This window comes from Sphingobium terrigena, from assembly GCF_003591655.1.
Classification (GTDB): domain Bacteria; phylum Pseudomonadota; class Alphaproteobacteria; order Sphingomonadales; family Sphingomonadaceae; genus Sphingobium; species Sphingobium terrigena.
Genome location: NZ_QVRA01000021.1, coordinates 1 through 24,306 on the forward strand (window position 1 = coordinate 1; position 24,306 = coordinate 24,306).

A 24,306-nucleotide genomic window follows, 5' to 3' on the forward strand; every position below is an offset into this window, starting at 1 on the left:
CGCTGGAAACAATCGGCTCGGTGAGCCATAACCCAATCGTCAGCCTGCCAGCTCTGGCCGCCTGACCCGAACCCGATCCTGCCGTGGATCGACGGTTCCTACACCACCCCGTGGGACACGACCGAAATATCAACTCACGATTTGCAGATTGAACTGCAGAAACTTGAAGAAAAACTAGGGATTTTGAGGCGGCTTGAGCTTTTGAAGCAATTTGAGGACGAAGAAAGTCTCCAAAATCACAATGTCCTGAATATACATAGAAAAAATGATGGATCTTTAGAACTCGAAGTATTGCCTTTCAAAACGGCGGCCTTAGCAATTGCGAAAGCGAGCGAACTTGAAGCACGCGACGATAGTGTCAATGCCGTTTATGTTCGCTCAGATAATCCCAAGCAGCTTAGGTCAGCTTACCGAAACTACTTCTATGACCCCGTGGATTTCGTGAAAATAATTCAGGCAGAAGGAGGCCTTTAGAATAAATATGGAGAATTGGGTACGGCATCTCTCTAATGCCGCACCTCAATCCCGCTCTCTGTCCCCAGCGCCCATATACAGCTCGCTGCCGGTTTCCCTGAACACCCGGCTCATTTCCGCCATGCCCTGTTCGGCGGCGACTGCGTCCAGCGGCGCACCCCCTCCACCGTTCGGCTGCGCCGATCGGTCCCCCTCCCCGTGCCGGGGAGGATTGGCCGCGATGAACGAATCGGCGTCCTGATTCTGCTTTGCGGCGAAATCGCGCACTTCCTGCGTGATCTTCATCGAGCAGAATTTCGGGCCGCACATCGAGCAGAAATGCGCCGACTTCGCGCCTTCGGCGGGGAGCGTCTGGTCGTGATATTGTTCGGCCGTGTCGGGATCGAGGCTCAAGTTGAACTGGTCGCGCCAGCGGAATTCGAAGCGGGCGCGGCTCAGTGCGTCGTCGCGGACCTTGGCGGCGGGGTAGCCCTTGGCCAGATCAGCCGCGTGGGCGGCCAGTTTGTAGGTGACCACGCCGACCTTTACGTCGTCGCGGTCGGGCAGGCCCAGATGCTCCTTGGGCGTGACATAGCAAAGCATCGCCGTGCCATACCAGCCGATCATGGCTGCGCCGATGCCGCTGGTGATATGGTCGTAGCCTGGCGCGATGTCGGTGGTGAGCGGCCCCAGCGTGTAGAAGGGGGCTTCGCCGCAGGCCTCGAGCTGCTTGTCCATATTCTGCTTGATCTTGTGCATGGGGACATGGCCCGGCCCCTCGATCATCACCTGCACATCCTGCGCCCAGGCGCGCTTGGTGAGTTCGCCCAGCGTGTAAAGTTCGCTGAACTGCGCTTCGTCATTGGCGTCGGCGATCGAGCCGGGGCGCAGGCCGTCGCCCAGGCTGTAGGCGATGTCATAGGCTTTGCAGATTTCGGTGATCTCGTCGAAATGCTCGTAGAGGAAGCTTTCCTTGTGATGGCTGAGGCACCATTTCGCCATGATGGAGCCACCGCGCGAGACGATGCCGGTGACGCGCTTGGCGGTCATCGGAATATAGGCCAGCCGCACGCCCGCATGGATGGTGAAATAGTCGACGCCCTGTTCGGCCTGCTCGATCAGCGTGTCGCGGAAAATGTCCCAGGTCAGATCCTCGGCCACGCCGCCGACCTTTTCCAGTGCCTGATAGATGGGAACGGTGCCGATCGGTACGGGCGAGTTGCGCAAGATCCATTCGCGCGTGTCGTGGATGTTGCGGCCGGTGGACAGGTCCATCACCGTGTCCGCGCCCCAACGGATCGACCAGACCAGCTTGTCGACTTCGGACGCGACGTCGCTGGCGACGGCGGAGTTGCCGATATTGGCGTTGATCTTGACCAGGAAATTGCGACCGATCGCCATCGGTTCGGATTCGGGGTGGTTGATGTTGCTGGGGATGATCGCCCGGCCGCGCGCCACTTCGTCACGGACGAATTCGGGCGTCACATAATCGGGAATTTCCGCGCCCCAATCCTGCCCGTCGCGGATATATTCGGCAAGGCGCGCGCGGCCGAGATTTTCACGCTCGGCGACATATTCCATTTCCGGGGTGATGATGCCGCGGCGGGCATAATGCATCTGGCTGACATTCGCGCCGGGCTTGGCGCGCAGGGGGCGACGGTGATGGCCGGGAAATTGCGCGACACCGCCCGAACGATCCGGGCCTTTGAGGCCGTTATCTTCGGGCTTTACTGCGCGCGGATCATATTCCTCCACATCGCCGCGCGCCATAATCCAGTCGCGGCGCAGTTGCGGCAGGCCCGCCATGATGTCGATCTGCGCATCGGGATCAGTATAGGGACCGGACGTGTCGTATACTCGCACCGGCGGTTCACCGCTGCCCGGCTCCAGCGTGATTTCGCGCATCGCGACCTTGAGCGGGCCGACATGGATTTTCTTCGATCCACGGATGGGACCGGTAGTCACGCGCATTTCGGTACGGGCGGGGACGTCTGCCATAAGTCACTCTCCTTGCAGCGAAAGAGAGAGAATGCGGGCGGTGTGAGTGCGCGCTTGCCCTCCCTACGCCGGTGTTAGCCGGATCAGGTTCAGCGGGTCGCGGCCACAAAGCCGCCTCTCAACCGTCTGCGGACGGTCCCCCGGGGATGGCGGGGACGGTAAGGACTTTGGCGCGCGGGGTCCAGTGGCTTGTCGCTGCATCGCCGGGGCGGGCCGTGTCCGCGCAGATTCTTTGTCCGCCAAACCATTTGCATATTGCATTGCAACAGGGGGTAGCGTTTGATCCGCGCCATGCTCAAAGCCGCGCTCCACCACCGCACCGCCTATCGCTACAGCCGTCCGATCCGGCTTGGCCCACAGGTTATCCGCCTGCGCCCCGCGCCGCACAGCCGGACCAAGGTGCCCAATTATGCGCTGAAGATCGAGCCGGCGGGGCATTTCCTGAACTGGCAGCAGGACCCGCACGGCAACTGGCTGGCGCGGGTCGTCTTTCCCGATCCGGTCGATCATTTCAGTATTGAGGTCGACCTGCTGGCCGATCTGGACATCATCAACCCGTTCGATTTCTTCGTGGAGCCCTATGCGGAAAATTATCCCTTCGCCTATGACGATCAGCTGAAAACCGATCTGGCCGCCTATTTCGATGTGGAGCCGCAAGGGCCGCTGTTCGAGACGATGGTGGATCAATATGCCGGTTACCAGAGCCGCACCGTGGACTTTCTGGTCGAGGTGAACCGCCGCCTGCAACAACAGGTCGGCTATGTCATCCGCATGGAGGCGGGCGTGCAGACGCCAGAGGAGACGCTGGAAATCGGGACGGGATCGTGCCGCGATTCGGCCTGGCTGTTGGTGCAGTTGCTGCGGCGGCTGGGCTTTGCCGCACGCTTCGTATCGGGATACTCGATCCAGCTGGTCGCGGACGTCGAGCCGATCGAGGGGCCGAAGGGCGTGACGCAGGACGTCGTTGACCTGCACGCCTGGGCGGAGGCCTATGTGCCGGGCGCGGGCTGGGTGGCGCTGGACGCGACCAGCGGCATGTTTGCAGGCGAAGGGCATATCCCGCTCTGCGCGACGCCGCACTACAAGTCCGCGGCGCCGATCAGCGGCATGGCCGAACCCGCCGAGGTCGATTTCGATTTCGCGATGACGGTGTCCCGCATTGCCGAGGCGGTGCGGATCACCAAACCCTTCACCGACAAGCGCTGGGACGCGGTGATGGCGCTGGGGGCGAAGGTCGACGCCGATTTGGCCGCGCAGGATATGCGGCTGACCATTGGTGGCGAGCCGACCTTCGTGGCGGTGGATGGCGGCGATGCGGGCGAGTGGAATGGCGATGCGGTCGGCCCGACCAAGGCCGCCTATGCCGACCGGCTGATCCGCAAGCTGCGCGCGTCCTTTGCGCCGGGCGGCCTGCTGCATCATGGGCAGGGCAAATGGTATCCGGGCGAAAGCCTGCCGCGCTGGGCCTATGCGGTTTATTGGCGGACCGATGGCACGCCGATCTGGCACGATGAAAGCCTGATCGCGCCAGACGATGCGCCCGATGGCGCGCGCGCCGTCACACCGGACGACGCCCGCGCGTTCCTGGGCCATATGGCCGCCAATATGGGCTTTTCCGACGAATATACCCATGCGGTGTTCGAGGATCCGGCGGTCTGGTCGATCAAGGAATCGGAACTGCCGATCAACGCCACCACCGACGATCCCAAGATCAGCGACCCCGAAGCGCGCGCGCGGATGGTCAAGACGTTCGAGCGTGGGCTGGACCAGCCAGTCGGCTATGTGCTGCCGGTGCAGCGCTGGCAGTCGCAGGTCGCAAAGCCGCGCTGGCAGAGCGAAATCTGGCAATTGCGGCGCGGCAAGCTGTTCGCGGTGCCGGGTGATTCGGCGCTGGGATACCGCCTGCCGCTCGGCTCCCTGCCCTATGTGCCGCCATCGGACTATCCCTATATCCACCCGCGCGACACCAGCGAACCGCGCGAGCCGCTGCCCGATTTTCGCGCGCAGGTGGTGCAGCAGGCCAATGTCGAGGAAGTGCGCGCGCAACAGTCGCAACGGGTCGCGGGGCCAGAGGGCGGCGTGGCCGCGCAGGACCGGGTCGAGCAGGTCATCATCGAAGGCGCCGTCCGCACCGCCGTAACGGTCGAGCCGCGCGGCCATTATCTGTCGGTATTCCTGCCGCCGGTGCAGGCGCTGGAAGATTATCTGGAGCTGATCGCGGAGGTTGAGGCGGCAGCAGAAGCACTGCGGATTCCGGTACGGATCGAAGGCTATTCGCCCCCGCCCGACCCGCGCATCGCGGTGCTCAAGGCCACGCCCGACCCCGGCGTGATCGAGGTGAACGTCCATCCCGCCTCCAGCTGGGACGAGACGGTCGCGATCACCGAACAGCTTTACGCCTATGCCCGCGAATGTGATCTGACCGCCGACAAATTCATGGTCGATGGTCGATCGGTCGGCACCGGCGGGGGCAATCATATCGTGCTGGGCGGGCCGACATTGACCGATTCGCCCTTCATCCGGCGGCCCGACCTGCTCAAAAGCTTCGTCCTCTACTGGCAGCGGCACCCCTCGCTCTCCTACCTCTTCTCCGGCTTGTGCATCGGCCCGACGAGCCAGGCACCGCGCATCGACGAGGCGCGGCATGATGGCCTCTATGAGCTGGAGATCGCACTGGCGCAGGTGCCCAACCCGATCCGCGAGGGCGAGGACAAGCTGCCGCCCCCATGGCTGGTCGACCGGCTGTTCCGCAACCTGCTGGTCGATGTGACGGGCAACACCCACCGCACCGAAATCTGCATCGACAAGATGTTTTCGCCCGATGGCCCGACCGGGCGACTGGGCCTGCTGGAGTTTCGCGGCTTTGAAATGCCGCCCGAAGCGCGGATGAGCCTGGCGCAGCAATTGCTGATCCGGGCGCTGGCGGCATGGTTCTGGCGGCAACCGCAGCAGGGCAATCTGGTGCGCTGGGGGACGACGCTGCATGACCGATTCATGCTGCCCCATTTCGTCTGGGCCGATTTCCTCGAAATCCTGTCCGACCTGCGTGGCGCGGGCTATGATTTCGACCCCAACTGGTTCGAGGCGCAGCGGCAGTTCCGCTTCCCCATCCATGGCACGGTCGATGCCGGTGGCGTTGCACTGGAGATCAGCCATGCACTCGAACCCTGGAATGTGCTGGGCGAAACCGGGGCGATCGGCGGCACGGTGCGTTATGTCGACAGTTCGACCGAGCGGTTGCAGGTCCGCGCCACCGGCCTGGTCGCCGGGCGGCATATCATCGCGTGCAACGGGCGGCAGGTGCCGATGACGGCGACGTCGGTGCCGGGCGAAGGCGTCGGCGGTGTGCGCTACAAGGCATGGGCACCGGCCAATTGTATGCACCCCAACCTGCCCGCCAATGCGCCGCTGACCTTCGACGTGCTGGACAGCTGGAGCGGACGGTCGCTGGGCGGCTGCGTCTATCATGTCGCGCATCCGGGCGGACGCAATTATGACACGCTGCCGATCAACGGCTATGAAGCCGAAGCGCGGCGCAAGGCGCGCTTTCAGGACCATGGCCACACCCCCGGCCCGGTCGACATGCCCGCCGCCGAACCGGCGGGCGAGTTCCCGATGACGCTGGACCTGCGCTTCAGGCATCCGGGCGCATAAGGGCGTTCGGGTGGACGCTGACACACAATTGAGCTGGGCCGACGCCTATCTGGCCGCGGCTCCGGCGGGCGATCTGTTTGCCGGTGCGGCGCCCGCCATGCAGACACGCTGGCGCGCCATGCTGGACCGGCTGTCGGCGCAGGCGCAGGGCAATCCAGCGATGCTGGCGGACAATGTCGCGCGACAGGCGATTGACCTGGGCATGGCGTTCCGCCTGACCGGGGACGAGCAGGAACGCTCCTGGCCGCTGGGGCCGATCCCGATGCTGATCGATGCGGACGAATGGGCGCATATCGAACAGGGTCTGGCCCAGCGCGCCGAACTGCTGGAACAGGTGATCGGCGACATTTACGGGGCCGGATCGCTGGTGCGCGATGGCAAGCTGCCCGCCAGCGTCATCACCGGCAGTCCGCATTATTGGCGGGTGATGACCAGCACGCCGCCACCGCGCGGCCATCATCTCCATTTCTACGCTGCCGATATCGGGCGTGGCCCGGCGGGCGAATGGCGCGTGCTGGCCGATCGGGTGCGGACCCCGGTGGGCGTGGGCTATGCGCTGGAAAACCGCCTCGCTCTGTCGCGCGCGACCGGCGATCTGCTCGGCGCAATGAACACGCGGCGGCTCGCGCCCTTTTTCGACGATCTGCGCCGGGGCTTGGCCGCCGATTGCGAACGATCCGATCCGCGCATCGGCCTGCTGACGCCGGGCCGTTTCAACCAAAGCTATGCCGAACAGGCGCATCTGGCCCGTTATTTGGGCCTGCTGCTGGTCGAGGGCGAGGATCTGATCGTCACCGACGGGCAATTGTTCGTCCGCACGATCCAAGGTTTGAAGCGCATCGACGGGCTGTGGCGCTGGATGGACAGCCGCTTCATCGATCCGCTGGCGTTTGACAGCAAGTCGCGCATTGGCGTGCCGGACCTGTTCGATGCCTGTGCGCGCGGCGGGCTGGTCCTGTCCAACTGGCCGGGCGCGGGCGTGATCGAATCGCGCGCCTTTGCCGCCTTCCTGCCGCAGTTGAGCAAGGCGCTGCTGGGCGCGGACCTGATCCTGCCCAATATCGCGACCTGGTGGTGCGGCCAAGGCGAAGAGCGCGCCTATGTGCGTGAGCGGCTGGACAGGCTGGTGGTTGGGTCCGCCTTCGATCAGGATGTGGCGGGCCTGCCCGACGCGCGCTTCATGCCGGGATCGGCGCTGGACGACCGGCAGCGCGCCACGCTGGCCGCGGCGATGGCGCGGCGGCCGATGGATTATGTCGGGCAGGAGGTGGTGAAACTCTCCACCACCCCGGCGGTGGTCGACGGGCAGATCACCCCCCTGCCCTTCACGCTGCGCGTGTTTGTGGCGCGCGACGCGCAGGGCCAGTGGCGGGTCATGCCTGGCGCCTTTGCGCGGCTGGCGGGCCATGGTGACATTCGCGCCGCGCTGATGGGCAAGGGCGACATGTCCGCCGACATGTGCGTGGTCGATAGTCAGCCAGTGCCGCCCGACACATTATTGGGCGGCGGCGCGCCCGCGATCCGGCGGATCGGCGGGATGCTGCCGGCCAAGGCGGCGGACAATCTGTATTGGCTGGGCCGCTATATCGAGCGGACGGAAATGACGCTGCGGCTGATCCGTGCCATCGTCGGCGGTTCGATCGAGGCGGACCTTGGCCCCTCAGTCGCGTCGCCGACGATGAACCGGCTGGTGGGGCAATTGGTGCTGTGGGGCGCGATCGCCCGCGACGGCGGTGGCCCGGTCGGCCCGCTCTGCGCCACCGCGCTGGGCGATGCGCGCCAGTCGGGCAGCGTCCGCGCGCTGATGGCCAGCGTCGGCAATATCGGCGAAGGGCTGCGCGACCGGCTGGCGAGCGATTTCTGGCGGCTGGTGCGCCTGCCGCTGCCCACATTCGATGGCGCGGTGACCGAAACCCTGCTCGATGCCTCGTCCCGCATGATCGAGCGGATTTCGGCGCTGTCGGGGCTGGCGGCGGAAAATATGGGCAGGACCGAAGGATGGCGCTTTCACGATATGGGCCGACGGATGGAGCGCGCAATCAATGGCTGCCGCCTGCTCGGCCTGTTCGGTGGCGATGGCGCGAGTGCGGATGACCTCACCGTGTTGCTGGACCTCAATGACAGCCAGATCAGCTATCGCACCCGCTATCTGACCGGCCCGGCGCTGCCCCCGGTGCGCGATCTGGTTGCGCTGGAGCCGCATAATCCGCGCGCCATCGTCTATCAGGCGCAGCGACTGGCCGATCATATTGCGGCGCTGCCGACCCTGCGCGCGGACGGGATGCCGGAAGAACCCAAGCGCCTGGCCGATGCGCTGGTCGCGCGGCTCAGCCCGCTGACCGGGGATATGCTGACCATCGCCGACATCAACGACGTCGAAAACCGCCTGCTCGGCCTGTCCGACGCCATCGGCCAGCGCTATTTCCTGCAAGTGCGCAAGGCGGAAAAGGCCGATGGAGCGGACCTTTTGTCATGATCTACCATGTCCGCCACCAGACCATCTTGCGCTACGCAGCGCCGATGCGGCTCGCCCGCTTCAACCTGCGCCTGCGCCCCGCACCCTGGGCCGGACAATGGACGTCGGACTATGCGCTGGTCGTCGATCCGGTTCCCTCCACCATCGCGTCGCGCCCCGGTGCCTGGCCGGTCCATGTCGCGCGGCTGGTGATCGAAAGCCCGATCCGGCAGCTGACGATCGAAAGCCGATTCCGCATCGGCGTGGCTGACAGCGCGCCGCCCGACCCCCAGCCCGATGACCCGACCATCGGCGCGGTGGCCAAGGCGGCGCTGGTCGATCGCGACATGAGCGCGTCGGCCCCCGCCCTCTATCTCTACGCCTCGACCCGCGCGCCGTTGCTGGCCGACATCGGCGACTGGGTCGGCGACGGACTGGACCCGGACCGGCCGGTGGTCGCCGCCGCGCTGGCGCTGGCGCTGCGCATCCGCGCCGAGTTCGCCTATGATCCGGGCGCGACCGACGCAAGCACGCCGGTCGCCGATGCCTTTGCCGCGCGTCATGGCGTGTGCCAGGATTTCGCCCATGTCATGGTCGTCGCGCTGCGGCTGGCGGGACTGCCCGCCGCCTATGTCAGCGGCTATCTGCGCACCGATCCACCGCCCGGTCGCCCCCGGCTGATCGGCGCGGACGCGATGCACGCCTGGATCATGCTATGGTGCGGGCCGACGCGCGGCTGGATCGGCTTTGATCCCACCAATGGCTGCATCACCGGCAACGGCCATCTCTTCGTCGCCATGGGCCGCGACTATGCCGATGTCGCGCCGATGGACGGCCTGTTCGTGGGCGGCGCGGGCCAGAGCATCCAGGCGATGGTGGATGTCGTGCCGGAGGAGGAGATGGCGTGAGGCCTACTTCGGGTCAGTTCGCTAGCTTCTCGAACATCAACCACATCCCCTTGCGCGGGCGGACGGTCAGGCGGCTGATCGGTTCGGGCTTGTAGCCGGGTCTTACCGACAGGCGATATTGGCGCAGTATGTCGGCGATCACCGTCATCACCTCCTGCTGGGCAAAGCCTGCGCCAACGCAGACGCGCGGGCCGCGGCTGAAGGGCAGCCAGGCCTGCTTGATCATGTCGGCATTGGCCGGATCGTCGAATCGGTCGGGATCGAAACTGTGGGGGCAGGCCCAATTATCCTTGTTGCGCTGGGTCAGCCAGGGGGCGACCACCAGCATTGCGCCGGGCACCAGGTCCTTGTCGCGCATCCGCATCGGGCATGGCACTTCGCGCGGGAAGAAGGCAAGCGGGGGATAGAGGCGCAGCGTTTCCTTGAACACGTTGCGCACCACGCCCATCTCCTTGAGCATCGCCGGGGTCAGTTGCGCGTCGCCCGCCACCGCCATCACTTCGGCCCGCGCGCGCTCTTGAATATGGGCGCATTCCGACAGAAGGTAGAGCGCCCAGGTCATGGTGCTGGCGGAGGTTTCATGGCCCGCCAGGAAGATGGTCGCGACCTGATCCATCACCTCTTTCAAGGTGAAATGCGCCCCCGTCTGGGGATGCTGCGCCTCGATCAGCGACTGGAGGATGTCCTTGTGCGGTGCGGGGTCCCCGGCATGGAACCCGTTATAGCGTTCCTCGACAATCGGCGCGAACACGCCGCGAATGGCATTGGCCGGTCGTTCCGACCAGCGTTCAAACCAGCGGCTCGGCAGGCCATAGAGGCCCAGCATGGAGGCGGAATGGGAATAGCGCTGGAACCGCCCGAACGCCTGATGGATGATGAAAGACCGCTTGATATCGAGCGTCTGGGAAAACAGCGTGCGAAAAATGATGTCGGCGGCCACATGGGTCATCATCGCATCGATGTTGATCGGCTTGGTTCGATCCATCCCGTCGACCCGCGCGAGGAAGGCCGCGACCGCGTCCACCATCATCGGCATCGTCTTGTTCATCGCGGTATGGGCAAAGGCGGGGTTGATCATCGCCCGCTGATGTTCCCAATCCTCGCCATTGGCGGAAAAGACGCTGTTGCCGATCAGCGGCGACAATCCTTTCACCAGCTCCCGATGTTTTGGAAATTCCGTCCCCCCTTTCAGGATACGATCCACCAGCGGCAGTTCATTGGCGATATACATGAGCTGCCCGCGCCCGCGCACCTCGCCCATCTTCATCGTATAGCTTTTTTCAAACAACACATGAATCCAGCTGTGCCAGCCGATGAAGAAGCGTCGCAGCATCGTGCGCTTGTTGCGCGTGGGCTGCGGGAAGGGTGGGGTGAAGAGCGGTTCTGTCATGGAATCGTCCTGAAAGCGGCGATGGCGTCATCCAGAGTGCGGCGGCCGGCGGTCAGGCTCAGAAAATCGACCGGCGACAGGCGATCGCCCACCCGCAAATAGTCGAAATGCGCCTCATATTTGTTCGACCAGCCGCCATGATAATTTTCAGGATCGTAGAAGAGGTGGAAGCGCGGCGAGAGCATGTCGACCCGCGCGGCATAATTGTCGCTTTCCAGCAGCAGCGGATTGACGTTGAAATAGGCCGCGCCATCGGGCGGGAAGCTCAGGTCAACATAGCGGAAATGCTTGTCGGCCAGCGCGCGCAAATCGGCATGATACCAGCGCGCATCGGTGCGGAGCGCCACCACCGGGACCACCTGCCCCATGCCGACCATCGCGAAATGATCCGGCAGTCGCGTGCCGCGCAGGTCGAACAGGCGCCGCATCACCGACATGCCCAGAATCGTGCCAGCGCTATGGGTCAGGAACAGGATTTCGTCCCACGGCTCGTCCAGCTCGTCAGCGATTCGCCGGGCAAAGGCATCAAGCCGCGCGTCGAGCGCTTCCCCCGGTCCCCCGGCGGCGAGCGTGTGGTGATAATAGGTAAAACGCAGCAGCCATGGCACGACCAGCTTGTTCAGCCATTTGCCCGACGCCACCGCGCTGATGACAATCCCGGCCAGCGCCGCCGCCCAGAAGGGCAGCACTGTCCACAGCAGCAGGGCAGGGAGCAGCGCGAACAGCAGCGGGATCATCACTGCCAGAAAAGGCGGGTAGCAGATGGTCAGCACCGGGCCGGGGCGCAGCTTTTTCATGCGGCTAAACTGCATGAAGCGGCCATGGCCGACATAGGTGGCGATGGAGCGCCAGGCGAGTTTGAGCGGATTGCGAATCCACACCTTGCCGACCAGATCCTCCCAGCGGAGAAATTCATAGTCGGTCTCGACCCCGGCCTGCGCGTTCTCGACAGACCAGACCGTCGAGACGACCGACCCCGCAGGACCGGCCCGCCTGCCGCTCACAATGACGTCCTCGCCGCTCAGCCGGTCATAGCGTCCGGCCTGGTCGCGATAGAGCTGGTGGTAAAAACGCACGCCGCGCGGATCGAAACCGCCAAGATAAAAGACTTTACGCTTGAATTTTTGCACTGCCCCGGCCCTAATCGGGTCATGAACACGCCCGAACGCGATTACTGCTATTTCATAGACCACCGTAAATACAACCGAAACATCGGTTGCAGGAAGCATGACAATGCCTATGGCATCAACGGTGGTGGCAGCGAGCGTGACCGGTGGCGCGCGGACATGGCTTTCTATCGCCATATGAAAAGCAATGGCGATCCGATGGCGCTGCCCTCGCTGATCGCCTGCCTTTGCTTTGGCTGGTTCTGCTGGAACTATCATCCGGGCAAAGGGCTGTGGCGCGGCCAGCTCTTGCGGCGCTTTGCCAAAGCGCCCAAGTGACCGGCATGACTGATCCCAAACATGTGCGTGTCGGCCCGATCACCTTCGGCAACGACCTCCCCTTCGTCCTCATTTCCGGTCCCTGCCAGATCGAAAGCCGCGACCATGCGCTGTTCATGGCTGACGCGCTGGCGCAGATCGCGCGGCAAGCGGGCGTGCCGTTCATCTTCAAATCCTCCTTCGACAAGGCGAACCGGACGTCGGTGTCGGGCCAGCGCGGCGTCGGCATCGACGCGGGGCTGGCGATCCTGGCGGAGGTGAAGGCGATATTGGGCTGCCCGGTGCTGACCGACGTGCATGATGCAGGGCAAGTCGAGGCCGCGGCGCAGGCGGTCGATATCCTCCAGATTCCGGCGTTCCTCTGCCGCCAGACCGACCTTCTGCTCGCCGCCGGACGCACCGGCGCGGTCATCAACGTCAAGAAGGGCCAGTTCATGGCCCCGTGGGACATGGCAGCGGTCGCGCAAAAGGTCGCCTCGACCGGCAATGACCGCATCCTGCTGACCGAACGCGGCGCGAGCTTCGGTTACAACACGCTCGTCAGCGACATGCGCGCGCTGCCGGTGATGGGTGAGACCGGCTATCCGGTGATATTCGACGCCACCCACTCGGTCCAGCAGCCCGGCGGCCTCGGCTCAGCCTCCGGCGGCCAGCGCGAATATGCCCCCCTCCTTGCCCGCAGCGCGGTGGCGGCAGGCGTCGCCGCCATCTTCGCCGAAGCGCATCAGGACCCGGACAATGCCCCGTCCGATGGCCCGGTCATGCTGCCGCTGGACTGGGTCGCGCCGATGCTGGCGAAGCTGACGGCGATTGATGCGGTGGTGAAGGGGTAGATAACCGCGTGTTCCCGCGCAGGCGGGAACCCAGTTCTGACGGTGGGACTGGGTTCCCGCCTGCGCGGGAACACCCAGAGCTTATGGCCGAACCTGCCCCGTCCCGCGCACAATCCATTTATAGGTCGTCAGCCCCTCCAGCGCGACCGGCCCGCGCGCGTGGAGGCGGCCGGTCGAAATGCCGATCTCCGCGCCCAGCCCGAATTCGCCGCCATCGGCAAACTGGGTGGAGGCGTTCCACATCACGATGGCGCTATCCACCGCGTTCAGGAACCGCTCTGCGACCTCGGCATCGTCGGTGATGATCGCGTCGGTATGGTGGCTGGCATGGGCGGCGATATGGGCGATCGCATCCTCTACGCCATCGACCAGCCGGATCGATACGATCGCTTCGAGATATTCGGTGTCCCAGTCCTGCTCGCTCGCCGCGATGACGCGCGCATCCATCGCCTGCACCGCATCGTCGCCGCGCACTTCGCATTTCGCGTCGAGCAAAGCCTTTACCAGCGCGGGCGCGTCGCCAAAGGCGCGATCGATCAGCACCGTTTCGGTCGAACCGCATACGCCCGTCCGCCGCATCTTGGCATTGACCACCAATTGCCGCGCCATCGCCGGATCGGCCGCGCCATCGACATAGCTGTGGTTGATGCCGTCCAGATGCGCCAGCACCGGCACCCGCGCTTCTTCCTGCACCCGCGCGACCAGGCTCTTGCCCCCGCGCGGCACGATCAGGTCGATAAATTCGGTGGCGCGCAGCAAGGCGCCCACGACCGCGCGGTCGGTGGTGGGGATGAGTTGCACGACATCGGCGGGCAGGCCAGCGGCCACGATCCCCTCGACCATCGCGGTCAGGATCGCGCGGTTGCTCTCCTTCGCCTCGCTGCCGCCGCGCAGGATGACGGCATTGCCAGCGCGCAGGCAGAGCGCCGCGGCATCGGCCGTCACATTGGGGCGGCTTTCATAGATGATGCCGATCACGCCCAGCGGCACGCGCACGCGGCTGAGTTCCAGCCCGTTGGGGCGGACGCTCTGGTCGATGATGCTGCCCAGCGGATTGGGCAGGCTGGCGACCTGCTCCACCCCATCGGCGGTGGCCGCGACCCGGCCCGCGTCCAGCTTCAGCCGGTCGAGCATCGCAGGCGACAGGCCGTTGGCGGCGGCATTGTCCATGTCGCGCGCATTGGCGGCGATGATCGCCGGCGCCTGATCCCGCAGCGCTTGGGCGGCGCGGCGCAGCGCATCGGCCTTTTGCGCGTCGCTTGCCTGCGCGAGGGCCAGCGCCGCACGACGGGCGCGTGCGCCCATCATCGCGATCAGCATTTCAGGGGTCTGGGTCAGGTCGTTCATCATGGGTCTCGCCAGTGTGTTGGCGGCGACCTAGCATGAAAGCGGGATGAAGCGAAGGCGGGACGTGAACGACCAAACATCGGTCACCGCACCGGCCCAAACCTTGCGAACCAAGGGCCGATGACCGGATCATGGGTCGCGAATGATCCGGTCATCGGCGGGCGGTCAGACCGCCTTGTTTCTTGCTATGCAGCCGACGGCACGCCCGCATACCCCATATGGGGTATGCTAGTAATTATACTTAACTGACGATCTTGCAGCCTTTATTCGCCGCCAGCCCGCGCAGATAACCGCGCCGGGCGATCCCCGCCGTCACCGCTGCCTGCAAACGCCGTTCCTGCGGCGCGGCACCGCTGATTTCGCGCACCAAGCCGCGGAAGGGGATGAGCGAGTTAACGATGGTCTTGCCGACCGCCTCGGCAATCTTGCCGGTGCGATTTTCGTTCGCCTTGGCACCGACCGTGAAATCCTCGCCCAGCACGGCGTTGAGTTCGCCCAGTGAGCCTTTCAGCCCCTTGCAGGTCCGCGACGCCGGGGTCGCATAGGGATTTTCCACCGCCTTCAGCAGCACAGGCGGAATCTCGTCCTTGTCCAGGCCGATGTCGCGCACCGGCTGGCTGGCGATATTCCCCGCTTTCTTGAGCGTCTCGTCCTTGGGCTTTTCCGCCTCCTGCGCCAGCGCCGAAGTGGAACAGAGTAATAGTGCGGCGATTGCGTATATTTTCATGATCATGTCTCCCGCCTGCCAAACCAGCGATGCAATCTTTCGGTTCCCTTGCGAAACGAGCGCGCGTCGGGGCAAGACAGGCGGCTGCCTCCGCGCTAAAGGCAGGCGCGCATCATCAGGAGGATAGCAGGACGTGACAGACGCACCGGTCAGCATCGCTTCGGACCAGTTGAGCGCCACCATCCACCGCCATGGCGCGGAACTCTGGTCGCTCCGCGACGCACAGGGACGCGAGTTGATGACCGACGCCGATCCGCGCTGGTGGACCGGCCATGCGCCGTTGCTCTTCCCCTTTGTCGGCCGGTCGCGCGGGGACGTCTATCGGCTCGACGGGTGTGACTATCCGATGCCCCAGCATGGCTTTGCCCGCCGCAGCGCCTTTGCGCTCATCGACCATAGCGAGGATGCCGCGACCTTCCGGCTGGAAGCAGACGCGGCCAGCCTTGCCGTCTATCCCTTCACCTTCCGGCTCGACATGGATTTCGCGATCGACGGGGTGAGCCTGCGCATGACCGCGACCGTGACCAACCGGGGGGAGGCGGTCATGCCCTTCTCCTTCGGCTACCACCCCGCCTTCGCCTGGCCCCTGCCCTATGGCGGCGCATCGGAGGATCACCGGATCGTCTTTGAAAAGCCCGAACCCGCGCCGATCCGCAAGGTAGGCGAGGAACCGGGCCTGAGCGCGCGGGAGTCTGTAGCCTCACCGGTCGATGGCGACACGCTCGTCCCCAGTCACGCCATGTTCGCTGGCGACGCGCTGATCTGGGACGAACTCAATAGCCGCTCGCTGCTCTGGGGCGTGCCGGGCCAGCCGCGCCTGAAAATCGACTTTCCCGACACGCCATGGCTGGGCCTGTGGCAGAAGCCGGGTGCCCATTATCTGTGCATCGAACCCTGGGCGGGCATGGCCGATCTGGTCGGGTTCGAGGGGGACGTGTGGGACAAGCAGGGCATCATCGCGCTGCCACCGGGGCAGAGCCGCGCCTTCCGCATGGACGTCAGCCTTGTGGACGTGTAACGGCGCTTCCTAGATTCCGTTCGGGCTGAGCGAAGTCGAAGCCCTCCACTGAGCGAAGCCGAAGTGCCTCGCCTCCGCTCGGCATGGCCCTTCGACTTCGCTCAGGGCGAACGGCTTTATTACTCCCGACCCAGAAAATCATCATGACCATCCCATCCCGCCGCACCTTCGCGATCATTTCCCACCCCGACGCCGGTAAGACCACGCTGACCGAGAAGCTGCTGCTGGAGGGCGGCGCGATCCATCTGGCGGGGGAGGTCAAGGCGCGCGGGGCGAACCGGCGTGCGCGGTCGGACTGGATGAAGATCGAGCAGCAGCGCGGCATTTCCGTCACATCCTCGGTCATGACGTTCGAGCGGACGCGCGATGGCGAGACGATCACCTTCAACCTGCTCGACACGCCGGGGCATGAGGATTTTTCCGAGGATACCTATCGCACCCTGACCGCGGTGGACTCCGCCGTCATGGTGATCGACGCGGCCAAGGGCATCGAGCCGCAGACCCGCAAATTGTTCGAGGTGTGCCGTCTGCGCAACCTGCCGATCATCACCTTCGTCAACAAGGTGGACCGCGAGGGCCGCGAGACGTTCGGCCTGCTGGACGAAGTGGCCGACCAGTTGCAGCTGGACGTCTGCCCGATGAGCTGGCCGGTCGGCATGGGTGGTGAGTTTGAAGGCATTTACGATTTCGCCACCAACCGGCTGATGCAGCCAACCGGGCCGTCGAAGGAATTTGACGGCACGCGGCACCAGTTTACCGGGCTGGACGACCCGAAACTGGCTGATTTCCTCTCTCCCGATGGCCTGACCAAGCTGCGCGAGGAGGCCGAGCTGTCGCAGGGCGGCTATGCCGAATTTGATCTCGACCGCTATCGTCAGGGTGACCTGACCCCGGTCTATTTCGGTTCCGCGCTCAAATTGTTCGGCGTGACCGAACTGATCGACGCGCTGGCCGCCCACGCCCCGCCGCCGCGCGCCCAGCCCGCCGAACCCGCTGCGGTCGAGCCGGAGGGCAGCGAGGTGACCGGCTTCATCTTCAAGGTGCAGGCCAATATGGACCCGATGCACCGCGACCGCATCGCCTTCATGCGGCTGGTGTCGGGCAAGTTCCGGCGCGGCATGAAGCTGACGCCCAGCGGGTCGGGCAAGGCGCTGGCGGTCCATTCGCCGATCCTCTTCTTCGCGCAGGACCGCGAGCTGGCGGATGAGGCCTATCCGGGCGACATTATCGGCATCCCCAACCATGGCGCGCTGCGCGTGGGCGATACGCTGAGCGAGAAACCGGGCCTGCGCTTCACCGGCCTGCCCAACTTTGCGCCGGAAATCTTGCGCCGGGTGCAGCTGAAGGACCCGACCAAGACCAAGCAGTTGCGCAAGGCGCTGGACGACCTGTCCGAAGAGGGGGTGATCCAGGTATTCTACCCCGAAATCGGCAGCAACTGGATCGTCGGCGTCGTGGGCCAGCTCCAGCTGGAAGTGCTGATTTCCCGGCTGGACGCGGAATATAAGGTCGCGGCGGGCCTTGAACCCTCACCCTTCGACACCGCCCGCTGGATCAGTGGCGACGAGGCCGCGATCAAGGATTTCATCGGCTTCAACGCTGCCAACATGGCCAAGGACCGCGACGGCGCGCTCGTGTTCATGGCCCGCAGCGCCTGGGACATCGGCTACCAGCAGGAACGCCACCCCAAGATCAAGTTCAGCGCGACCAAGGAGCGGTAGAACGCCCCGTGTTCCCGCGAAGGCGGGAACCCAGTTGAGACGTTGGAACTGGATTCCCGCCTTCGCGGGAACACGGGGTGGCTATGCGCTAACCCAATCCTTGCGCAGCGCCCTGCCCCCCAGCGCCATGAACAGTCCCGCCAGCAGATAGAAGCCCAGCGCCGCGACGATCGCGTAGCGCAACGCCTCCACCCCATAGGCGGGCGTCAGCGCATCGGACAGCGCGCCCACGCTCCAGCTGCCCAGTCCCAGCCCGACCAGATTGTTGATCAGCAGGAAACTCGCCGCCGCGCTGGCGCGCATATGGGCGGGGACGAGGTGCTGAACGGCGGTCAGCACCGGGCCAAGCCAGACATAGACAAGCGCCTGCGGGATCAGGAACAGCGCGAAGGCCAAGCCCACGCTGTCGGACAGCACGCCCACCACGAACAGGGGCATCCCCACGACATAGCTGACCGCAGGCACCCAGGCATAATAGGCCTTGTCCTTGCCGCCCATCGCGTCGCCCAGCCAGCCGCCGAGCAGCACGCCTGCCACTCCGCCGATCAACAGCAGCGCGCCCAGAAACTGCCCCGCGCCCATCAGGTCGAGGCCAAAGCTGCGCATCAACAGGCTGGGCAGCCAGAAGGCGACGCCATAGCCGCACATCGAACTACACGCCGCGCCCAGCGCCAGGAACCAGAAGCCACGCTTGGCCGCCAATATGCCGAACACCGCGCTCACTGGCACGGCATCGTTCGCCAGCACCGGGCGCGCGGGTTCGCGCACCACCAGCCGGAACAAGGGCGCGATCAGCAGGCCCGCCAGCCCCACCGCGATAAAGGCGGTGCGCCACTCGACTGCCTGCGCAATATAGCCGCCCAGCAGCACGCCACCGGCTGATCCCAACGGAATGCCGAGCGAATAGATGGAGAGCGCCCGCGCCCGCTGATGCGCCGGGAAATAATCGGAAATCACGGCATAGGAGGGGGCGACGCCGCCCGCCTCCCCCACGCCCACGCCGACGCGGAACGCGAACATCTGCCAAAAACTGCCCGCCATCCCGCACAAGGCGGTAAAGCCGCTCCACACGGCGAGGGAGACGGTGATCACCCAGGTTCGGCTGGTCCGGTCGGCCAGCAACGCCAGCGGAATGGCCAGCGTCGAATAGAGCAAGGCAAAGGCGATCCCGCCCAGCGCGCCCAACTGCCCGTCGGTGAGACCCAGTTCCGCCTTGATCGGGCCAGCCAGGATGCCAAGAATCTGCCGGTCGAGGAAATTGAACGTATAGACCAGCAGCAGCATCACCAGCACGACGCCGCGATAGGCGGGGGAAACGGGTGCCGGGGTGGCGGGTGTTGGGTCGGTCATGCTTGCTTCTTACGCTCCCTACCGCCCAGCAACAGCGTATTCCCGCGCAGGCGGGAACCCAGTCCCGCCGTGGAACTGGATTCCCGCCTGCGCGGGAATACCAAACCTAGAACTTCACCGTCCCGGTCACGAACACCTGCCGCGGATTGCCGTAAAAGGCGGTCAGCGTGCCTTCGCGGCCCAGCGACGGCGTGGGGAAACCGGCGGCATTGTTGATGATCGCGCCGGTCGTCGCATTGGCCGCGACGAAGGTGTAGCCCGACGTCTTATATTCCTTGTCGAGCAGGTTCTTGCCATGCAGCCCCAGCGTCCAGCGATCGTCCGGCGCGGTATAGACGATGCTGGCATCCCACAGGGCAAAGCCCTTCTGGTCGATATAGGGGTTGGGCACTTCAAACTGATAGGTCTTGCTGCGCCACGACACGGTGCTGCCCGCGTACAGGCTGCCGTCGCCCACCGGCGTGGTGTAGCCCAGCGTGCCGCTAGCGGTCCATTTGGGGGTGTTCTGCACTTGCCGGAAGGCAGCGACATCGGTCGGGACGCCACCGATATTGGTGACATATTCGCGATATTCCGCGTCGATGAAACCCACCGCCGTAGCCAGGCTCAGCCGGTCGCCGCCGGTCAGGAAATCCTGCGCCAGCCGGGCGTTGCTTTCAAATTCCAGCCCCTTGAACCGCGCCTTGCCCGCATTGGACACGACACCGCAGAAGGAGGGGATGCCGCCGACCGAGCAGGCGACGGAACCCGGAATCTGCACGTCGGTATAATCGGCATAGAAGCCCGCGACCGCGACATAGAGCGCGCCGTTCATGAAATTGCCCTTATAGCCCACTTCATAGCTTTCGACGCTTTCGGGACGGAAGCTCAGGAAAGACGCAATCTCGCTATCCTCGCGGATGCCGTTGCTGTTGAGGTCGGGCGCATTGACGCCCACGCCGCGCGGGTCGAACCCGCCACCCTTGAAGCCCTGCGAATAGCTGGCGTAGACATTATGATCGGGCGTCGGCTTGTAGCTGATCGACACGCGGGGGGTGAATTTCTTATATTCTGCTGCGCCATTGAAATTGGTGCCGGGCGCGCCGAACGCCACGCCCGCGCCGCCGAACAGAGGCGATCCGCCACCCAGATAATTTTGCCGCAAAATGTCGGCCCGGCGCTTGTCCCAGGTATAGCGACCGCCCGCCGAAATGCTCAGCTGCTGCGAAATGTCGAAGGTGAAATCGCCGAACACGGCATAGGTTTCGGTATCGACATCGGCCTGGGTGAAGGCGGTCAGGCCGGGGACGGTGGTAAACAGGCGCACGTCGAACGCCGTGTCCGCCTTGGCATCCAGATAGTAGAAGCCCAGCAGGCCATGCAGCGGGCCGCTGTCATAAAGAAGCTGGAATTCCTGGCTCAGCTGCTCGTTAAAGTAGAAGGCCGGCACATCAACATCGACCGCAGGCAGCGCATCGAAATCAATCGGCGATGCGCTGTCATCCTTGCGCCACGCGCTGATCGACCGCAGCGTCACCGCGTCGGACAGTTCCGCCGTGATGTTCATCGAAAGCCCGTAGGACTTCACATATTGTTTGGGGTCGGTGAGGCCACCGCGCGTGTCGAACACGTCGCCCAGCACCGGCGCGCCCGACAATTGGCCGGGGATCAGGCGATGGCCGCCGCGCGCGCTGCTATTATCCTTGGTATAGTCGCCGGTGATCCGCATCAGCACTGGCTGCCCATAGCCGCCCATCTCGAACGTCGCGCGCCCGGCCCAGACATCCTTGTTATAGTTTTCATCGCCAGTCGTGAGATTGTCGCCAAAGCCGCCGCGCGACAGGCGGGCCAGCGCGCCGCCAACCCGGATCATGTCGCCGATCGGGGCCGACACGCTGATGATGCCATCGGCCTGATCATAGGTGCCATAGCTGCCCTTGATCTTCAGCGCGAAATCCTGCGGCAGCATCTTGGTCACATATTTTACCGCGCCGCCTATGGTGTTGCGGCCATAAAGCGTCCCCTGCGGCCCGCGCAGCACCTCGATCCGCTCGACATCGTAAATGTCCAGAATCGCGCCCTGCGGCCGATTCAGATAGACATCGTCCAGATAGATGCCCACGCCCTGCTCGAAACCCGATACCGGGTCCTGCTGGCCCACGCCGCGGATGAAGGCGGTCAGCGTCGAATTGGTGCCGCGCGATGCTTCCAGCGTGGTGTTGGGAGTGAGGTTCGCCAGATCGGTAATGTCGATCGCGCCCTGGCTTTCCAGCTTGTCGCCGGAAAAGGCGCTGACCGCGATCGGCACGCTCACCAATGTTTCCTCGCGGCGGCGGGCGGTGACGACAATGGCGCCCTCGCTGTCGTCGACGGCGGCCTGCGGCGCGTCCTGGGCTATGACGGGCAGGGCCAGCGCGCCGGTCCAGGCGGCAGACGCAAGGGCTAGAGCGCGGATGCTGTGATAGGCCTTCATGAGCGGTCCTCTCCTGAATATGAGCGCCCGGTTGGCGGGTCGCCATGTGTCTTGGTCGATTCGATAATGAAAGTTGAACCATCTTTCAACTTGAAATAGAGAGCGGGCTATCGACGCGGCCAGATTGCGCTAAAAAGAACACAGCGACGGGGGAGAGACTATGACCGATCAGGGGCTTGGCAGGGACGACAAGACACCCCGCACGGCGCGCGGCGAACGCACCCGCCGCGCGCTGCTGGCGGCGGCTGCGCAGGAATTTGGCGAAAAGGGTTTTCACGAAGGCTCGATCAGCGGCATCACCCGCCGCGCCGGCTGTGCGCTCGGCAGTTTCTACACCTATTTCGATACCAAGGACGATATTTTCCGCGCGCTGGTGGCCGACATGTCGGGACAGGTGCGCGACTATGTGTCACCCCGCATCGCGACGGCGCGCGACGGCATCGACGCCGAACGGATCGGCCTGCTCAGCTTTCTGGAGTTCGCCCGGTCGCACAAGGAACTCTATCGCATCATCGACGAATCGGAATTTGTCGATGCCGCCGCTTACCGCGCCCATTATCAAAATACCGCCGCCCGCATGACCGCCCGCCTCGCCAAAGCCGCAGAGCGCGGCGACGTGCGCGCCGATGTGGAGGAGGTCCATGCCTGGGCGATCATGGGCATGAACGTGTTTCTGGGGCTGCGCTATGGCATCTGGGACGACAGTCGCCCGGCGGAGGAAATTGCCGCCATCGCCAATGCCTTGATCGAAAAGGGAATCGGGACGCAGCGATAGCGCCGGGCAATCCTATTTCCGCAGCAGAAACACCGCATGTTCGGCAAACAGATTGGCATTGGCGTGGGTGGTTTCCTTGTCGCCCTTCAGGAACCATTGCCCGTCGATGGTCCAGCCGCGATCCTTCACCAGCGCGCGGAAATCGTCCACCGTCACATGATGGATGTTGAGCGTGTCATACCAGGTGTCGGGCAACAGCCGCGTCACCGGCATCCGCCCGCCCCACAGCAGCGAAATCCGCCCGCGCCAATGCGCGAAATTGGGGAAGGACACGAAGGCCTGCCTGCCGATCCGCAGCAATTCCTCCACCACCAGATCGGGCCGCCGCGTCGTCTGGAGCGTCTGGCTCAATATCGCATAGTCGAAACTGGCGTCGGGATAATAGCGCAAGTCGGTGTCGGCATCGCCCTGCACCACCGACAGGCCGCGCCCAACCGCATCGGCGACGTTGGACCCGTCAATCTCCAGCCCGCGCGCATCGACGCCAGCATTGTCGCGCAGCGCCGCCATCAGCGCGCCGTCGCCACAGCCCACGTCCAGCACCCGCGCGCCCTGCCGCACCGTGCGCGCGATCAGCGCCAGATCGGGCCGCAACTGCTCGCTCACGCCCGGCCGCCCTTCAGGAAGCCGTCGACGACGCGGTTCAATTCAGGACATTCCAGCAGGAAGGCGTCATGGCCGAACGGGCTGGAGAGTTCGACGAAACTCGCCTGCGCACCCCCGGCGTTTAGCGCATGGACGATGATCCGCGATTCCGCCGTCGGATAGAGCCAGTCGGTATCGAAACTGACGAGGCAGAAGCGCGCCTGGCTGGCGGTAAACGCCCTGGCCAGCGACCCGCCATGATCCTCGGCAATGTCATAATAGTCCATGGCGCGGGTGATGTAGAGGTAGCTGTTCGCATCGAACCGCTCGACAAAGCTCAACCCCTGATGACGCAAATAGCTTTCCACCTGGAAATCCGCGTCGAAGCCGAACGTCTTGGCGTCGCGTCCCTGCAAACGCCGCCCGAATTTCTCGGTCAGCCCGGCTTCGGACAGGTAGGTGATATGCGCGGCCATCCGCGCGACCGCCAGGCCCGCGCTTGGCACCTGCCCGTCGGCATAATAATCTCCCCCGCGCCAGTGCGGATCGGCCATGATCGCCTGCCGCCCGACCTCGTGAAAGGCGATATTCTGCGCGCTATGCCGCGCGGTCGACGCAATGACGACACAGCTTTCCACCCGGTCGGCAAACAAAGTCGGCCAGGTCAGCGCCTGCATCCCCCCCATCGACCCGCCAATCACAGCGGACAGCCGATCCACCCCCAGATGGTCGAGCAGCATCGCCTGCGCCCGCACCATGTCGGCAATGGTCAGCACCGGAAAGCGCATGGCAAAGGGCGCACCGGTGGCCGCGTCCAGGCTGGCCGGACCGCTCGATCCCATGCAACTGCCGATGACATTGGCGCAGACGATGAAATGGCGCGCCGGATCGACCGGCTTCCCCTCGCCCACCAGCCGCCACCACCAGCCGGGCTTGCCCGTCACCGGATGGTCGGACGCGACATATTGGTCGCCAGTTAGCGCATGGCAGATCAGGATCGCGTTGGACCGGTCGGCATTGAGCGTGCCATAGGTTTCATAGGCGATATCGACCGGCCCCAGCGCCGCGCCGCTATCGAGCGGCAACGGCCCGGCAAGCCGAACCTGTCGGCGCAGGCCGAAACGGCTGTCATCTGTCATAGAGAGGCTGGCCATGGTCGCGCCGGGCTAGGACCACGGTGGAGCGCTGTCAATCT

18 protein-coding genes and 1 riboswitch are annotated in these 24,306 nt (G+C 64.6%); of the genes, 9 read left to right on the forward strand and 9 right to left on the reverse strand.

Annotation, left to right across the window (positions count from 1 at the left end):
* The first annotated feature begins 141 nt into the window (after positions 1-141).
* Positions 142-474 (forward strand): hypothetical protein, encoded by a 333-nt coding sequence (locus D0Z70_RS24670; protein ID WP_147418792.1) that lies wholly within the window; start codon positions 142-144, stop codon positions 472-474.
* Between the two features lie 45 nt (positions 475-519).
* Here D0Z70_RS24670 and thiC read toward each other — a convergent pair whose 3' ends face one another.
* Positions 520-2,451 carry a phosphomethylpyrimidine synthase ThiC gene (gene thiC / locus D0Z70_RS18270; RefSeq protein WP_119748909.1) on the reverse strand — a complete coding sequence of 644 codons (1,932 nt, stop codon included), beginning with the start codon at positions 2,449-2,451 and terminating at the stop codon, positions 520-522.
* 43 nt (positions 2,452-2,494) lie between these two features.
* Positions 2,495-2,604, reverse strand: a riboswitch (TPP riboswitch).
* A gap of 138 nt (positions 2,605-2,742) precedes the next feature.
* Here thiC and D0Z70_RS18275 point away from each other — a divergent pair.
* From D0Z70_RS18275 to D0Z70_RS18285, 3 genes are all read left to right on the forward strand, one after another.
* Positions 2,743-6,105: a transglutaminase family protein gene (locus tag D0Z70_RS18275; protein WP_119748911.1), complete on the forward strand. Its 3,363-nt coding sequence runs from the start codon at positions 2,743-2,745 to the stop codon at positions 6,103-6,105.
* Positions 6,106-6,202: 97 nt separating this feature from the next.
* On the forward strand, positions 6,203-8,581 hold the full coding sequence (locus tag D0Z70_RS18280) for a circularly permuted type 2 ATP-grasp protein (RefSeq protein ID WP_420820392.1): 2,379 nt from the start codon (positions 6,203-6,205) through the stop codon (positions 8,579-8,581).
* Positions 8,578-9,468 (forward strand): transglutaminase family protein, encoded by an 891-nt coding sequence (locus D0Z70_RS18285; RefSeq protein WP_119748915.1) that lies wholly within the window; start codon positions 8,578-8,580, stop codon positions 9,466-9,468. Before D0Z70_RS18280 ends, D0Z70_RS18285 begins: the two co-directional genes overlap by 4 nt.
* Positions 9,469-9,481: 13 nt before the next feature.
* On the opposite strand, the gene D0Z70_RS18290 is transcribed toward D0Z70_RS18285, so the two are convergent.
* Together D0Z70_RS18290 and D0Z70_RS18295 are read right to left on the reverse strand one after the other, a co-directional pair.
* A complete protein-coding gene (locus D0Z70_RS18290; RefSeq protein ID WP_119748917.1) occupies positions 9,482-10,858 on the reverse strand; it encodes a cytochrome P450 in 1,377 nt (458 codons plus the stop codon).
* Positions 10,855-11,988 (reverse strand): hypothetical protein, encoded by a 1,134-nt coding sequence (locus tag D0Z70_RS18295; RefSeq protein WP_119748919.1) that lies wholly within the window; start codon positions 11,986-11,988, stop codon positions 10,855-10,857. The genes D0Z70_RS18290 and D0Z70_RS18295 overlap by 4 nt, the downstream gene beginning before the upstream one ends.
* A gap of 21 nt (positions 11,989-12,009) precedes the next feature.
* On the opposite strand from D0Z70_RS18295, the gene D0Z70_RS18300 reads away from it, so the two are divergent.
* Both D0Z70_RS18300 and kdsA read left to right on the forward strand, forming a co-directional pair.
* Positions 12,010-12,303 (forward strand): hypothetical protein, encoded by a 294-nt coding sequence (locus D0Z70_RS18300; protein ID WP_119748921.1) that lies wholly within the window; start codon positions 12,010-12,012, stop codon positions 12,301-12,303.
* Positions 12,304-12,308: 5 nt separating this feature from the next.
* Positions 12,309-13,136, forward strand: a complete 828-nt coding sequence (gene kdsA, locus D0Z70_RS18305; protein ID WP_119749020.1) for a 3-deoxy-8-phosphooctulonate synthase — start codon at positions 12,309-12,311, stop codon at positions 13,134-13,136.
* Positions 13,137-13,217: 81 nt separating this feature from the next.
* On the opposite strand, the gene D0Z70_RS18310 is transcribed toward kdsA, so the two are convergent.
* Positions 13,218-14,483, reverse strand: coding sequence for a glutamate-5-semialdehyde dehydrogenase (locus D0Z70_RS18310; RefSeq protein WP_119749022.1), 1,266 nt, complete (start codon positions 14,481-14,483; stop codon positions 13,218-13,220).
* Positions 14,484-14,724: 241 nt separating this feature from the next.
* Positions 14,725-15,210 (reverse strand): hypothetical protein, encoded by a 486-nt coding sequence (locus D0Z70_RS18315; protein ID WP_119749024.1) that lies wholly within the window; start codon positions 15,208-15,210, stop codon positions 14,725-14,727.
* A gap of 133 nt (positions 15,211-15,343) precedes the next feature.
* On the opposite strand from D0Z70_RS18315, the gene D0Z70_RS18320 reads away from it, so the two are divergent.
* Both D0Z70_RS18320 and D0Z70_RS18325 read left to right on the forward strand, forming a co-directional pair.
* Positions 15,344-16,228 carry an aldose 1-epimerase family protein gene (locus tag D0Z70_RS18320; RefSeq protein ID WP_119748923.1) on the forward strand — a complete coding sequence of 295 codons (885 nt, stop codon included), beginning with the start codon at positions 15,344-15,346 and terminating at the stop codon, positions 16,226-16,228.
* A gap of 143 nt (positions 16,229-16,371) precedes the next feature.
* Positions 16,372-17,949 carry a peptide chain release factor 3 gene (locus D0Z70_RS18325; RefSeq protein WP_119748925.1) on the forward strand — a complete coding sequence of 526 codons (1,578 nt, stop codon included), beginning with the start codon at positions 16,372-16,374 and terminating at the stop codon, positions 17,947-17,949.
* A gap of 81 nt (positions 17,950-18,030) precedes the next feature.
* Here the strand turns inward: D0Z70_RS18325 and D0Z70_RS18330 are convergent, their stop codons facing one another.
* Positions 18,031-19,299: a spinster family MFS transporter gene (locus D0Z70_RS18330; protein ID WP_119748927.1), complete on the reverse strand. Its 1,269-nt coding sequence runs from the start codon at positions 19,297-19,299 to the stop codon at positions 18,031-18,033.
* 106 nt (positions 19,300-19,405) lie between these two features.
* Positions 19,406-21,751: a TonB-dependent receptor gene (locus D0Z70_RS18335; protein WP_119748929.1), complete on the reverse strand. Its 2,346-nt coding sequence runs from the start codon at positions 21,749-21,751 to the stop codon at positions 19,406-19,408.
* A 160-nt stretch (positions 21,752-21,911) separates the two neighbouring features.
* Here D0Z70_RS18335 and D0Z70_RS18340 point away from each other — a divergent pair, with 160 nt between their 5' ends.
* A complete protein-coding gene (locus D0Z70_RS18340) occupies positions 21,912-22,526 on the forward strand; it encodes a TetR/AcrR family transcriptional regulator (protein WP_119748931.1) in 615 nt (204 codons plus the stop codon).
* A gap of 12 nt (positions 22,527-22,538) precedes the next feature.
* Here D0Z70_RS18340 and metW read toward each other — a convergent pair whose 3' ends face one another.
* Positions 22,539-23,132, reverse strand: a complete 594-nt coding sequence (gene metW, locus D0Z70_RS18345; protein WP_119748933.1) for a methionine biosynthesis protein MetW — start codon at positions 23,130-23,132, stop codon at positions 22,539-22,541.
* Positions 23,129-24,265 (reverse strand): homoserine O-acetyltransferase MetX, encoded by a 1,137-nt coding sequence (gene metX / locus D0Z70_RS18350; protein ID WP_119748935.1) that lies wholly within the window; start codon positions 24,263-24,265, stop codon positions 23,129-23,131. Before metX ends, metW begins: the two co-directional genes overlap by 4 nt.
* Positions 24,266-24,306 lie beyond the last annotated feature (41 nt).